This window comes from Duganella sp. OV510 (assembly GCF_900100205.1).
Lineage (GTDB): Bacteria > Pseudomonadota > Gammaproteobacteria > Burkholderiales > Burkholderiaceae_D > Rugamonas.
Genome location: NZ_FNEQ01000009.1, coordinates 172555 through 186834, shown reverse-complemented (window position 1 = coordinate 186834; position 14280 = coordinate 172555). Strand labels below are relative to the sequence as shown.

Here is a 14280-nt window from a genome sequence, read left to right as displayed (position 1 = left end):
TGATCGGCTTGTTTTGCACCATATGAACAAGCCTTGAATTGGAGAATTTCTTGCAGCGTGCGGATTTAATTGAAACGACCGTGACCGGTCTGGGCTACGAGCTGGTTGATGTCGAACGGGCCGAGCGTGGACTGCTGCGCGTGTTTATCGATTTCAGCGCCGAAGATGCCGAAGAAAAAGGTCCGATCACCGTTGAGGATTGCGCCACCGTCAGCCATCAGCTGTCGCACGTGCTGACGGTCGAGAATATTCCCTACGAGCGTCTGGAAATTTCGTCGCCGGGTCTCGATCGTCCACTGCGCAAGCTGGCGGACTTCTCACGTTTTGCCGGCTGCGAGGTAGTCATCAAGCTGCGCGCGGCCATGCCGGGTACGAACAACCGGAAATCGTTCACGGGCGTCCTGCTGGAACCCGAGGGCGAGAATTTGTCGTTGGAATTTGAAAGCAATGAAGGTCCGGCGCAGTTGGATTTCACACTCGCCGATGTGGATAAGGCACGCTTGGTGCCGCAGGTGGATTTTAAGGGACGCAAAGCATGAGTCGCGAAGTTTTGTTATTGGTAGACGCGCTGGCGCGTGAGAAGAACGTCGATAAAGATGTCGTTTTCGGCGCACTGGAATTCGCGTTGGCGCAAGCCACGAAGAAACGCTATGAGGGTGAAGTAGACATCCGCGTTTCGATCGACCGCGAGTCGGGTGAGTTCGAATCCTTCCGTCGCTGGCACGTGGTGCCTGACGAAGCGGGCCTGCAGCTGCCGGACCAGGAAATCCTGCACTTCGAAGCGAAAGAACAGATCGCCGATATCGAAGTGGACGACCACATCGAAGAACCAATCGAATCCGTCGAATTCGGCCGCCGCTTTGCGCAGGACACCAAACAGGTGGTACTGCAGCGCGTGCGTGACGCCGAGCGCGAACAGATCCTGGCCGACTTCCTGGAACGCGGCGATTCGCTGGTGACCGGCACCATCAAGCGCATGGAGCGCGGTGACGCCATCGTTGAATCCGGCAAGATCGAAGCCCGCCTGCCACGCGACCAGATGATCCCGAAAGAGAATCTGCGTATCGGCGACCGCGTGCGTGCCTACATCCTGCGCGTCGACCGCAATATGCGCGGCCCGCAAGTGATCCTGTCGCGTACCGCGCCGGAATTCATCGCCAAGCTGTTCGAACTGGAAGTGCCGGAAATCGAACAAGGCATGCTGCAAATTAAATCGGCAGCCCGCGACGCTGGCGTACGCGCCAAGATCGCCGTCTACACCGAGGACAAGCGCATCGACCCGATCGGTACTTGCGTCGGCATGCGCGGTTCGCGTGTGCAGGCCGTCACCGGCGAACTGGGTGGCGAGCGCGTCGACATCGTGCTGTGGTCCGAAGATCCGGCCCAGTTCGTCATCGGCGCACTGGCCCCGGCCAACGTCTCGTCGATCGTCGTGGATGAAGAAAAACACGCGATGGACGTGGTGGTCGACGAAGAAAACCTGGCAATCGCCATCGGCCGCTCCGGCCAGAACGTGCGCCTGGCTTCCGACCTGACCGGCTGGAAGATCAATATCATGACGGCTGAGGAATCGGCCGACAAGGCAGCCCAGGAAACCGCCGCGATCCGCGCGCTGTTCATGGAAAAACTGGACGTCGACCAGGAAGTGGCCGACATCCTGGTGGAAGAAGGCTTTGCCAGCCTGGAAGAAATCGCTTACGTGCCGATCTCCGAGATGCTGGAAATCGAATCGTTCGACGAAGATACGGTCAACGAACTGCGCACCCGCGCCCGTGACGCCCTGGTCACCGAAGCCATCGCTTCGGAAGAAGGCCTGGAAGGCATGGACGAGGCGCTGGTCGGTCTGGAAGGTATGGACCGCATCACCGCCGGCAAGCTGGGCCTGGCTGGTATCAAAACGGTAGAAGCTTTTGCCGGCCTGGCTTATGACGAGTTCGGCGCCATTCTGGCCCTGTCGTCTGACCGTGCACGAGCACTGATTACGAGTGAATTTGAAGATGTGACCGACGATGAGATGAAGTTGGTTGATGCGAAGTATGACGACCGCGCCAAAGGCCTGCAAGCCAAGGCCTGGAGTCTGACTGAATCTGCAAAGGCTTAATTTGATTATTTTTATCATCTCCGCGACACATAGAAAAGAGGACTGAATGGCGAGTAACAACGTAGCCCAATTTGCCACCGAACTGAAGATGCCTGCAGATTTGCTGCTGACGCAGCTGCGTTCTGCCGGCGTCGAGAAAAGTTCGACGTCAGATCCATTGTCGAAAGATGATAAGGATAAGCTGCTCGATCACCTGCGCCGCACCCACGGCGCCGGTGCTGAAGAGAAGAAGAAAATTACGCTGACGCGCAAGGAAACCACCGAGATCAAGCAGGCCGATGCCAATGGCAAGGCCCGCACCATCCAGGTCGCCGTCAAGAAAACGCGTACCTTCGTGCAGCGCGACGAACCGCTGACCACCACGCCCGCCCCAGCGCCAGCGCCGGTGATCGACGCGGCTGAAGTCGCTCGTCGCGAAGAAGATGCACGCAAACAGGCGGAACTGATCGCCCGTCAGGAAGCGGATCTGCGCGAGAAGCAGGAGCGTCTGGCCAAGCTGGAAGCGGATAAAGCCGCCCAGGACAAAGCCAACGCCGAAGCTGAAGCCGCAGCCAAGAAGGAAGCGGAAGCTGAAGCCAAGGAAGAAGCGAAGAAAGCTGCCGCTGCCGCCAAGGCCGCTGCTGCTGCGCCGGCTGCTGCCGCCGCGCCTGCCGCTGACACCGCTGCTGAAGACGCCAAGAAAAAAGCCGCTGCTGAAGAAGCCAAGAAAAAGACTGCCGCTGCCGCCAAGGAGGCTGCTGAACAAGCTGCCGCCACCGAGCGCGCGCGCCAGGCTGTGGCTGACGAAGTGGCCCAGATCAAGGCCATGATGAACGCGCCACGCCGCGCCATCAAGGCACCTGAGCCGGCACCGGCGCCAGTCAAGCCTAAAGTGGCTGAAGGCACGCTGCACAAACCTGCAACCACCGCTGCCGCCAAACCGGGCGACAAGCCAGGCGATAAAAAGCCGGCGCTGGGCGCAGACAAGAAATCCATCAAGTCGGCCAATGTGTCGTCGACCTGGTCGGACGACGCCAAGAAACGCGGCGCACCAGGCGGCGCCAACAAGGGCCGTGGTACCGGACCGAGCACCGGCCGTGACAGCTGGCGCGGTGGCAAGGGCGGCGGTCGCCGTCATCACCAGTCGGATGACCGCGAGACCAACTTCCAGGCGCCGACCGAAGCCGTCATCAAAGACGTGCACGTGCCGGAAACCATCACGGTCGCCGAACTGGCGCACAAGATGTCGGTCAAGGCTTCTGAAGTCATTAAACAGCTGATGAAGCTGGGCCAGATGTGCACCATCAACCAGGTGCTGGACCAGGAAACCGCGATGATCGTGGTGGAAGAAATGGGCCACAAAGCCCACGCCGCCGAAGTTGACGATCCGGAAGCAATCCTGGCCGACCAGGGCGAACATGCGCACTTCGAAGCTACGCCGCGCGCGCCGGTGGTGACCGTCATGGGTCACGTCGACCACGGTAAAACCTCGCTGCTGGATTACATCCGCCGCGCCAAAGTGGCGTCGGGCGAAGCTGGTGGCATTACCCAGCACATTGGCGCCTACCACGTGGACACCCCGCGCGGCATGATCACCTTCCTGGATACGCCGGGTCACGAAGCCTTTACGGCAATGCGTGCCCGCGGTGCGAAAGCCACCGACATCGTGATCCTGGTGGTGGCAGCTGATGACGGCGTGATGCCGCAAACCAAGGAAGCAATCGCTCACGCGAAAGCGGCTGGCGTACCTCTGGTGGTGGCGATCAACAAGATCGACAAACCGGGCGGCAACGTTGACCGTGTGACGCAGGAGCTGGTGGCCGAGAGCGTGGTGCCGGAAGAATACGGTGGCGATTCGCCATTCGTGCCAGTGTCGGCTAAAACCGGCGTCGGCATCGACACCCTGCTGGAGCAAGTGCTGCTGCAAGCCGAGGTGCTGGAACTGAAAGCGCCGGTGGAATCGCCAGCCCGTGGCCTGGTGGTCGAGGGCCGTCTGGATAAAGGCAAGGGTCCTGTGGCAACCGTGCTGGTGCAATCCGGTACGCTGAAACGCGGTGACGTGATCCTGGCAGGTTCGTCCTTCGGCCGCGTCCGCGCGATGCTGGATGAGAACGGCAAGCCGATCAATGAAGCCGGCCCATCGATCCCGGTTGAAATCCAGGGCCTGACCGAAGTGCCGCAAGCCGGCGAAGAAGTCATGGTCATGGCGGACGAGCGTAAAGCCCGCGAGATCGGCCTGTTCCGTCAAGGTAAGTTCCGCGACGTGAAACTGGCCAAGCAGCAAGCCGCCAAGCTGGAAAACATGTTCGACCAGATGGCCGAAGGCGAAGTGAAAAACCTGCCGCTGATCATCAAGACCGACGTGCAAGGTTCGCAAGAGGCACTGGTGGCTTCGCTGCAGAAACTGTCGACCTCGGAAGTGCGTGTACAGGTTGTGCACGCAGCGGTGGGCGGCATCACCGAATCGGACGTCAACCTGGCAGTGGCCTCGAAAGCGGTCATCATCGGCTTCAACGCCCGTGCCGATGCACAGGCACGCAAGCTGGCCGAGTCGAACGGCGTGGATATTCGCTACTACAACATCATCTACGACGCGATCGAAGAGGTGAAAGCAGCACTGTCCGGCATGCTGGCGCCAGAGAAACGCGAAACCGTCACCGGCCAGCTGGAAGTGCGTCAGGTCATCCTGGTGTCGAAAGTTGGCGCGATTGCCGGCTGCCTGGTCACCGATGGCGTGGTCAAACGTACCTCGTCGGTACGCCTGCTGCGCAACAACATCGTGGTGTGGACCGGCGAGATCGACTCGCTCAAACGCTTCAAGGACGACGCGAAAGAAGTCCGCGCCGGTCTGGAGTGCGGCCTGTCGCTGAAGAACTACAACGACATCCAGGTGGGTGACTCGCTGGAAGTGTTCGAAGTGCAGGAAATCGCGCGTACCCTGTAATTTAAGGGGCACAGCAGTATCTGGTAAAGTGGACGGGCCTTCCCGTCCACTTGCCGTTTAGGGAATCATCATGGCAAAACATAGTAAAAACATTCCACAGCGCGGCTTGCGCGTGGCTGACCAGATCCAGAAAGATCTGTCCGAACTGATCGTCTTTGAACTGAAAGACCCGCGCATCGGCATGATCACGCTGGCCGAGGTGCAGCTGACGCCGGACTACGCGCACGCCAAAATCTACTTCACGATGCTGAAGGACGACGAGGAATCGGTGAAGAATACGCTGGCTGGTTTGCACGCGGCCTCAGGCTTCCTGCGCAACCAGCTGGGCAAGCGTCTGCACATCCATACGCTGCCGCAGCTGCACTTCGTGCACGACACCTCGGCCGCACGCGGCATGGCGATGTCGGCGCTGATCGACCAGGCCAACAGCACCCGCTCGCTCGACGACGGCGAGGAATAATGAATCAGGCCCGTGTGAAACGTGTCCGCGATCTGGTGGACGGCGTGCTGTTGCTCGACAAACCTGTCGGCCTGTCCAGCAACGATGCGCTGATCAAGGCCAAGCGCGTGCTGAACGCCAAGAAGGCCGGCCACACCGGCACCCTCGACCCGTTCGCCACCGGCCTGCTGCCGCTGTGCTTCGGCGAAGCCACCAAGTTCTCGCAGGACTTGCTGGAAGCCGATAAAAGCTACGACACCACTGTCCACCTCGGCCAGACCACCGACACCGGTGACACCGAAGGCCAGGTGATCGACAGCCGCGAGGTGAATGTCACACTGGAGCAGATCCACGCCGTGCTGGCGCAGTTCCGTGGCCCGATCAAGCAGGTGCCGCCGATGTATTCGGCGCTGAAGCGTGACGGCAAGCCGCTGTACGAATACGCCCGCGAAGGCATCACGCTGGAACGCGAAGCGCGCGACGTCACCATCCACAAGCTGGAACTGATTTCCTATGAAGCGCCATTCCTCAAGCTGTCGGTCACCTGCAGCAAGGGTACCTACATCCGCGTGCTGGGCGAGGACATCGGCAAAGCGCTCGGCTGCGGCGCCCATCTGAACGCGCTGCGCCGCACCCAGGTCGGCGCGCTCAGCACCGAGCACATGATCACGCTGGACGAACTGAACGCCCACGCGGCGCCGCTGACCTTGTTGTCGCCGGTGGACGCCTTGCTGTCCAGCTTCCCGGCAGTCCAGCTGAACGCCGATCTGGCCAAGCGCTTCCTCAACGGCCAGCGCCTGCCGCTGGGCAAGGAGCCGTCGATCAGTGTGCCGGCAGAACAGGGCAGGGTGCGCGTCTACCTGGACGACAAGCTGCTGGGCACCGCCCACCTGGCCGAATACAGCATCCTGCAGCCGGAACGATTAATCGCCTTCGTGGCGCAATAAAAAGATAGAGTTGCATCGCAACATGCTATACTAGTGGGCTTTACGTACCTCCTGTACGTACCCGCAGTTTTTCCCCAAGATAACGACCATGTCTACTACTAAACGCGCAATTCGCAATATTGCAATCATCGCCCACGTTGACCACGGTAAAACCACCCTGGTTGACCAACTGCTGCGCCAGTCCGGCACCTTCCGCGAAAACCAAGCGGTTGATACCCGCGTCATGGACTCGAACGACCTCGAAAAAGAGCGCGGCATTACGATTCTGTCGAAGAATTGCGCTGTTGAGTACGAAGGCACCCACATCAACATCGTTGACACCCCAGGCCACGCCGACTTCGGCGGCGAAGTGGAGCGTGTTCTGTCGATGGTGGACTCGGTTCTGCTGCTGGTCGATGCACAAGAAGGCCCAATGCCACAGACCCGTTTCGTGACCCGCAAGGCACTGGCCTTGGGCCTGAAGCCAATCGTCGTGGTCAACAAGGTGGACCGTCCAGGCGCGCGCGCTGACTGGGCCATCAACCAGACCTTCGAACTGTTCGACAAGCTGGGCGCCACCGACGAGCAACTGGACTTCCCTATCGTTTACGCTTCGGGCCTGAACGGCTACGCCGGCCTGACCGAAGACGTACGTTCGGGCGACATGAAGCCGCTGTTCGACGCCATCCTGGAACACGTGCCAGTCCGTGACGACAATCCGGACGGCCCGCTGCAGATGCAAATCACCTCGCTGGATTACTCGTCGTACGTCGGCAAGATCGGCATTGGCCGTATCAACCGCGGCCGTGTCAAAACCGGCCAGGACGTCATCGTTCTGAACGGCCCGGATGCTACCCCGATCAAGGGCCGCATCAACCAGGTGCTGAACTTCAAGGGCCTGGAGCGCGTGCTGGTGGACGACGCTGTCGCTGGCGACATCGTGCTGATCAACGGTATCGAAGAAATCGGCATCGGTTCGACCGTTTGCGATCCTTCGACTCCAGAAGCGCTGCCGATGCTGACCGTCGACGAGCCGACCCTGACCATGAACTTCATGGTCAACAACTCGCCGCTGGCTGGCCGCGAAGGCAAGTTCGTGACCTCGCGTCAGCTGCGCGATCGTCTGGACAAAGAACTGAAAGCCAACGTGGCACTGCGCGTTGCCGCGACCGACGACGACACCACGTTCGAAGTATCGGGCCGTGGCGAGCTGCACCTGACCATCCTGATCGAAAACATGCGTCGCGAAGGTTTCGAGCTGGCCGTATCGCGTCCACGCGTGGTGTTCAAAATGGTTGATGGCGTACGCCACGAGCCGTTCGAGCAACTGTCGGTTGACGTGGAAGAAGCCAACCAGGGCGGCGTCATGGAAGAGCTGGGCCGTCGTCGTGGCGACCTGCAAAACATGGAATCGGACGGCAAAGGCCGTGTGCGTCTGGAATACCGTATTCCAGCCCGTGGCCTGATCGGTTTCCAGGGCGAGTTCATGACCCTGACCCGTGGTACCGGCCTGATGTCGCACGTGTTCGACGCCTACGCGCCAGTGGATAACACCAAAGGCGAACTGGGTGGCCGTCGCAACGGCGTGCTGATCTCGCAAGATGATGGCGCAGCGGTTGCTTACGCTATCTGGAAACTGCAAGATCGCGGCCGCATGTTCGTGGTCCACAACGACCCGGTGTACGAAGGCATGATCATCGGTATCCACTCGCGTGACAACGATCTGGTGGTGAACCCGATCAAGGGCAAGCAGCTGACCAACGTGCGTTCGTCGGGTACCGACGAAGCCGTGCGCCTGGTGCCGCCGATCCAGATGTCGCTGGAATACGCAGTCGAGTTCATCGACGACGACGAACTGGTGGAAATCACCCCGAAATCGATCCGTCTGCGCAAGCGTTACCTGAAAGAGCACGAGCGCAAGAAAGCATCGCGCGATGCGTAACTAGCGATTCCTTAGGGAAATTCGCCAGATCAAGAAGCCGCCTCCGGGCGGCTTTTTTCATTTGCGTTTTCCCTCTTGCTGGGTTACTTTGGTGCATGGCAGCAAAACCGCATGGAGGATGACCTTGAGTGACGACCAGCGCAATTCCTGGCTCAATACCTGGCCCGGCAATCCCTTTAACCTGGCCCAGCAGGCGACCGAGTACTGGGTCGATGCTGTCCAGCGCAGCGTCCTGTTCATGGACGTGCTACGCGACCGTGGCGACGAGAGCAATCACCGCGCCGAACAGACTGCTCCCCACGTCCTGAGTTTCGAATTTGAAGTGGTGATGGATGGTCGTCACCTCGACCGTCCGGTCAACTACGGCTTGCTGCACATCCTGCAGCCGGACGGCATCGCGCCCGATCCGACCAAGCGCCCGTTTATTGTGTTCGACCCGCGTGCCGGCCACGGTCCCGGCATCGGTGGCATGAAACATGATAGTGAGATCGGCGTCGTGCTGAAGGCCGGCCATCCCTGCTATTTTGTCGGCTTTACGCCGCATCCTGTGCCCGGCCAGACCATCGAGGACGTGTGCAAGGCGGAAGCCAAATTCATCGCCAGGGTGGCCGAGCTGCATCCGCAGGCGGACGGCAAGCCGGCGCTGATCGGCAATTGCCAGGCCGGCTGGCAGATCATGATGACCAGCGCGCTGAATCCCGACCTGGTCGGCCCGCTGGTGCTGGCCGGTGCGCCGCTGTCGTACTGGGCTGGCGTGCGCGGCAAGAATCCGCTGCGCTACCTGGGCGGCATCCTCGGGGGCACCTGGATGACGGCGCTGGCCGGCGACCTGGGTAACGGCGTCTTCGATGGCGCCGCGCTGGTGGCCAACTTCGAAAAGATGAATCCATCCAACACCTTCTGGAGCAAGAACTACAACGTTTATTCGAAGATCGATACCGAGGCGCAGCGCTTCCTCGACTTTGAAAAATGGTGGGGCAATCCGGTGCTGCTGAACGCCGAGGAAATCCAGTACATCACCGATTCGCTATTCGTCGGCAACCGCCTCAGCGACGCCGCGCTGCTGGACAGCCAGGGCCACCGCATCGACCTGCGCAATGTGAAGTCGCCGATCGTGGTGTTCTGCTCGTGGGGCGACGACATTACGCCGCCGCAGCAGGCGCTGGGCTGGGTGCTCGACCTGTACGAGGACGACGCGGCGCTGGTGGCTGGCGGCCAGACCATCATCTATTCCATGCACCAGAGTATCGGCCACCTGGGCATCTTTGTCTCGGCCTCGGTGGCCAACAAGGAGCACGAGGAATTCACCGCCGCGATGGACATGATCGACATCATGCCGCCCGGCCTGTACGAGGCGGTATTCCTCGACAAGGATGAGGAGATGCTGCAAGCCGAAATCGCTTCCGGCGACCTGGCGGCAGGCGATTACGTGATGCGTTTCGAGCGCCGCAACCTGGACGCATTGCGCGCACTGGGCGGCAACGATGTGGCCGATGAGCGCCGCTTCGCCACCGTGGCGCGCGTATCGGAAATCAACAAGGGCCTGTACCAGACCTTTGCCAGCCCGCTGGTCAAATCGCTGATGACCGATGCCACCGCCGAGCGCCTGCGCGAGTCCCATCCGCTGCGCATGCGCTATACCGCGTTTTCCAGCAAGAATCCGCTGCTGAACCAGATCCCGGCGCTGGCCGAGAAAGTGCGTGCGGAACGCAAGCCGGTGGCCAAGGACAATATCTTCCTGCAGATGCAGGAGGCATGGTCGAAGCAGATCGTCGATGCGCTGGACCGCTACCGGGATGCGCGCGACCAGGCCACCGAGAACATCTTCCTCGGTGTGTACGGTTCGCCGGTGTTGCAGGCGCTGGTGGGCCTGAGTACCGACGGCGGCAAGCCGCGCCGCATCGGCCGCGACATCGCACGCGAAGCCGCCACCACCGCCAACCGTGCGGCGGCGGCACTGCGCACCAAGGAGGGCGGCGTGACCGAGGCCATCATCCGCGGCTTGCTGTACATCTTCCGTAGTCCGGAGATGAGCGCTGCGGACGAACGCGCGTTCGCGGCCATGCGCCAGCTGCGGCTGCGCACATCGGATGACAAGGAGATGAGCGTTACGCTGCTGAAGACGATCCTGCGTGAGCAGTATCTGATGTTGCAGGTCGATGAAGAAGCGGCGGTGAACGACTTGCCGCTGCTGCTGCCGGAAGATCCGGAAAGCCGCGCCGCTGCGCTGGGCATCGTGCGCCAGGTGGCGGGCGCCACCGGCACGCTGACCGGCGAGGCGGCCGTGCGCCTGGATCGCGTGGCCGCCATCTTCGGGCCGCAAGCGCCGAAGCTGGCGGTGGTGCGCAAGAAGAAGGGCGCCTGATCAGGCGTCAGAGCGGCGCGCCTGTCGTAGCAGCGCGCCGCTGTTGATGTCGGCGGTGGTGGCGCAGCCCGCCATCGCCATGCAGATCTCCAGTTCCTCGCGCAACAGCTTGAGCATGTGCGCCACGCCCAGCGCGCCAGCCACGCTCAACGCGTACAGTTGCAGGCGGCCGATGGCCACCGCGTCGGCGCCCAGGGCCAGCGCCTTGAAGGCGTCGCTGCCGGACAGAATGCCGCCGTCATACATCACCGGGAAGTCCTTGCCGACCGCCGCGCGCACCGCCGGCAGCACGTCGAGTCCTGCTGGTGCGCCGTCCAGGCTGCGGCCGCCGTGGTTGGAGACCACGATGCCGGCCACGCCCGCGTCGCGCAGCGCTACCGCGTCATCCGGATGCAGCACGCCTTTCACCCACACCGGCAAACTCGTCTCGCTCATCACCCAGCGGATATCGTCCCAGCTTGGGGCTGCGCGCATCGCGCCCTGGAAGAAGCGGCTTTCGCCGGGACCGTTGCCGGCAAAGCGCGGCGTGGTGTCGTAGTCGCGCAGGTTGACGTTGATGCAGTCGGCCGGCATCTGGAATTGCGCCGCCAATGCGCGCCGATTGGCCACCTGGATCGGCGCGTCAACGGTCAGCACGATGGCGCGGTAGCCGGCCGCTTCGGCGCGGCGCAGCAAGTGCAGCGTGTCTTCGCGGCGCGGCAGCAGGTAGAGCTGGAACCAGCTTTTCTGCGCGACCGTCTCTTCCAGCACGACGGACGATTGGGTGCTGGCGATCATGCAGGTGCCGGTGGCGTCGGCGGCGCGCGCGGTGTCGATCTCGCCGTCGGCGTGCGCCAGCTTGTGGAACGCGACCGGCGCCAGGAATAGCGGATGGGCGTGCTGCTCGCCGGCCAGCGTGATGCGCGTGTGGCCATGGCTGACATCGCGCAGCAGGCGCGGGTAGATGGCCCATTGCTCGAACGCCCTCACGTTGGCAGCCACGCTCTGCCCGTAACCGCTGCCGCCACTGATGTAAGCGTAGTGCGATGGCTGCATGAAGTGCGGCGCCAGGGCGGCGTAATCCTGGGCATTGCGGATGTCGGCGGGAATGGTGCCGAGTGGCAGCGAGATGGTCGGAGCGGACATTTTCGGTCGATGGAAGGCTGCGGAATTCGGAGTATATCCGGCAGCCCTGTTTTTCCATCGCTAAGCGAGCGGCTTGCGCATGAACACGCTGTGTGGATCGTCTGGATAGTCGCCGTAAGGGCCGCAACGCTGGAAGCCGCTGCGCGTGTAGAAGGCCAGCGCCTCGGGTTGCGCCGGGCCGGCCTCCAGCACCATTTCCGGGCAGCCAGCGCTGGCGGCGGCTTGCTCCAGCGATTGCATCAGGCGGGCGGCGGCACCGGTGCCGCGCGCGGCGGGGCGCACATACATGCGCTTCAGCTCGCCGTATTCCGGCGTTAGCACCACAGCGGCGCAGCCGATGGCAGCGCCGGCGACATCGCGCGCCACGGCAAAGCGGATATTCGGTTGCAGCAGCGAACGGATATCCAGCGCGTAGACCGACTCGGCTGGATAGAGGGCGTACAGGTAGTCGTCCAGTTCGGCGATGAGCGCGTGCACATCTGGCTGGTCCGGCGTTTCAAAGGCGATGGTCATGATATGTTAGTTTGTTGGATTTGAATCCAGTATAATGGATTTCATGGACATCAATCAACTCATTGCACGTCGCGTGCTGGCCCTGCGCAACGCACGCGGCCTGTCACTGGCGGCGCTGGCTGAACGCAGTGGCGTCAGTCGTTCGAATATTTCCTTGATCGAGCGCGGTGAGAGCAGCGCCACCGCCACCGTGCTGGACAAGCTGGCTGGCGCTCTGGGCGTGACGCTGGCGTCGCTGTTTGAAGCGGACAGCGCGGCGCCGTCGCCGCTCAGTCCGCGCGAGACGCAGCCGGTGTGGACCGATCCCGCTTCGGGCTACACGCGGCGCCAACTTTCGCCGGCGGTGCGCTCGCCGCTGCAACTGGTGGAAGTAGAGTTTCCGCCCGGCCGCCGCGTCGCCTACGAACAGACGCACAACGACGCCGAGATCTACCAGCAGCTATGGATGCTGGAAGGTGAGATCGACGTCAGCGCCGGCGAGCAGCGCTGGCGACTCAAGCCGGGCGATTGCCTGGCGTTCCGCGAAGGTCCGAATATCACTTACGAAAACAAGGGCAAGCAGCCGGCCCGCTACCTGGTCAGCCTGGTGACGCTGCCTTTTGCGCTATAATGTCGACCCTTTTCCGTTTCCCGTAGTGGCCACCATGACCATCCTCCACCAGCCGACCGCCGACCAAGCACCTGTAGTGCCGAGCCGCCGCCTGTCCGTTGCGCCGATGATGGACTGGACGGATCGCCATTGCCGCGTGTTCCACCGCCACATCAGCAAGCATACCTGGCTGTACACCGAGATGGTGACCACCGGCGCGCTGGTCTACGGCGATGTCGAGCGCCATTTGCGCTTCAACGAGGAAGAGCATCCGGTCGCCCTGCAACTGGGCGGCAGCGATCCGGCCGACCTGGCCACCAGCGCCAAACTGGGCGAGAAGTGGGGCTACGACGAGATCAACCTCAACTGCGGTTGCCCGTCGGAGCGGGTGCAGAAGGGCGCTTTCGGCGCCTGCCTGATGGCCGAGCCGCAACTGGTGGCCGACTGCGTCAAAGCCATGCGCGACGCCGTGTCGATCGATGTCACCGTCAAGCACCGCATCGGCATCGATGATGTGCAGAGCTACGATTTCGTCCGCGACTTCGTCGGCAAGGTGGCCGATGCCGGCTGCACGACATTCATCGTTCATGCCCGCAATGCGATCCTGAAAGGCCTGTCGCCGAAGGAAAACCGTGAAATCCCGCCGCTGAAGTATGACTATGCCTACCAGCTGAAGCGCGATTTCCCTGACTTCGAAATCATCATCAACGGCGGCATCAAGACCGAAGCCGAGATCGATGAACACCTGCAGCACCTGGACGGGGTCATGCTGGGCCGCGAGGCATACCACAATCCCTTCGTCATGGCCAACTTTGACCAGCGCTACTACGGCGACAACAGCGCGCCGAAGACCCGTGAACAGGTGCTGGAAGCCATGATTCCCTATATCCAGGCGCAACTTGCCCTGTACGGCCCGCTCGGTCTGAAGCTCAATTCCATCACCCGCCACATGCTTGGCATCATGACTGGCCTGCCCGGCGCACGCGCCTTCCGCCAGACTTTGTCGGACTCCAAAAAGCTCGCCACCGGCGACGCCCATCTGCTCCTTGAAGCCGCAGCACGCCTGCGTATTGCTGCGTAGAAATACGTATATTGACAAACTTTCATTGGTTGTGGTGGCATTTCCACACAGAAAGTTCGTTTGCGTATTTTCCGGGCAGTAATTGCTTGCTTTGAGGCAAAATTTACATCTATAATTCCTGAATATACACACATATCCACCGACTTTCGTGTTGTATTGCGGGGCAAAAAAGCTACATGCAAGCTGCTGGTGGAGCCGCTTCTTTTGCATTCGCAGTCATTGTTTGCTACTGTCATAGCTTATTACTTAGCAGCAAGGGTTTTGTTTGGATGGCAT

The 14280-nt window shown here is 61.5% G+C and carries 11 protein-coding genes; 9 read left to right on the top strand and 2 right to left on the bottom strand.

Annotated features, from left to right (window positions below; genetic code table 11):
• Positions 1-50 precede the first annotated feature (50 nt).
• The 7 genes from rimP to BLS51_RS22580 all read left to right on the top strand — a co-directional run bounded on the left by rimP (position 51) and on the right by BLS51_RS22580 (position 10696).
• Positions 51-539 (top strand): ribosome maturation factor RimP, encoded by a 489-nt coding sequence (gene rimP / locus BLS51_RS22610; RefSeq protein WP_090189502.1) that lies wholly within the window; start codon positions 51-53, stop codon positions 537-539.
• On the top strand, positions 536-2101 hold the full coding sequence (gene nusA / locus BLS51_RS22605; protein ID WP_090189503.1) for a transcription termination factor NusA: 1566 nt from the start codon (positions 536-538) through the stop codon (positions 2099-2101). Before rimP ends, nusA begins: the two co-directional genes overlap by 4 nt.
• A gap of 46 nt (positions 2102-2147) precedes the next feature.
• Complete coding sequence (gene infB / locus BLS51_RS22600) at positions 2148-5024, top strand: translation initiation factor IF-2 (RefSeq protein ID WP_090189504.1); 2877 nt, start codon at positions 2148-2150, stop codon at positions 5022-5024.
• A 70-nt stretch (positions 5025-5094) separates the two neighbouring features.
• Positions 5095-5484, top strand: a complete 390-nt coding sequence (rbfA, locus tag BLS51_RS22595) for a 30S ribosome-binding factor RbfA (protein WP_090189505.1) — start codon at positions 5095-5097, stop codon at positions 5482-5484.
• On the top strand, positions 5484-6410 hold the full coding sequence (gene truB / locus BLS51_RS22590; protein ID WP_090189508.1) for a tRNA pseudouridine(55) synthase TruB: 927 nt from the start codon (positions 5484-5486) through the stop codon (positions 6408-6410). The genes rbfA and truB overlap by 1 nt, the downstream gene beginning before the upstream one ends.
• Positions 6411-6498: 88 nt before the next feature.
• Positions 6499-8331: a translational GTPase TypA gene (gene typA, locus BLS51_RS22585; protein WP_090189510.1), complete on the top strand. Its 1833-nt coding sequence runs from the start codon at positions 6499-6501 to the stop codon at positions 8329-8331.
• 124 nt (positions 8332-8455) lie between these two features.
• Positions 8456-10696 (top strand): DUF3141 domain-containing protein, encoded by a 2241-nt coding sequence (locus BLS51_RS22580; protein ID WP_090189855.1) that lies wholly within the window; start codon positions 8456-8458, stop codon positions 10694-10696.
• On the opposite strand, the gene BLS51_RS22575 is transcribed toward BLS51_RS22580, so the two are convergent.
• Both BLS51_RS22575 and BLS51_RS22570 read right to left on the bottom strand, forming a co-directional pair.
• Entirely contained in the window at positions 10697-11821 is a 1125-nt protein-coding gene (locus BLS51_RS22575; RefSeq protein ID WP_090189512.1) for an alpha-hydroxy acid oxidase, read from the bottom strand.
• Between the two features lie 60 nt (positions 11822-11881).
• Positions 11882-12334, bottom strand: coding sequence for a GNAT family N-acetyltransferase (locus tag BLS51_RS22570; protein WP_090189514.1), 453 nt, complete (start codon positions 12332-12334; stop codon positions 11882-11884).
• 43 nt (positions 12335-12377) lie between these two features.
• Here BLS51_RS22570 and BLS51_RS22565 point away from each other — a divergent pair, with 43 nt between their 5' ends.
• A complete protein-coding gene (locus BLS51_RS22565; RefSeq protein WP_090189857.1) occupies positions 12378-12944 on the top strand; it encodes a helix-turn-helix domain-containing protein in 567 nt (188 codons plus the stop codon).
• 34 nt (positions 12945-12978) lie between these two features.
• On the top strand, positions 12979-14004 hold the full coding sequence (gene dusA / locus BLS51_RS22560; RefSeq protein WP_090189860.1) for a tRNA dihydrouridine(20/20a) synthase DusA: 1026 nt from the start codon (positions 12979-12981) through the stop codon (positions 14002-14004).
• Positions 14005-14280: the final 276 nt, after the last annotated feature.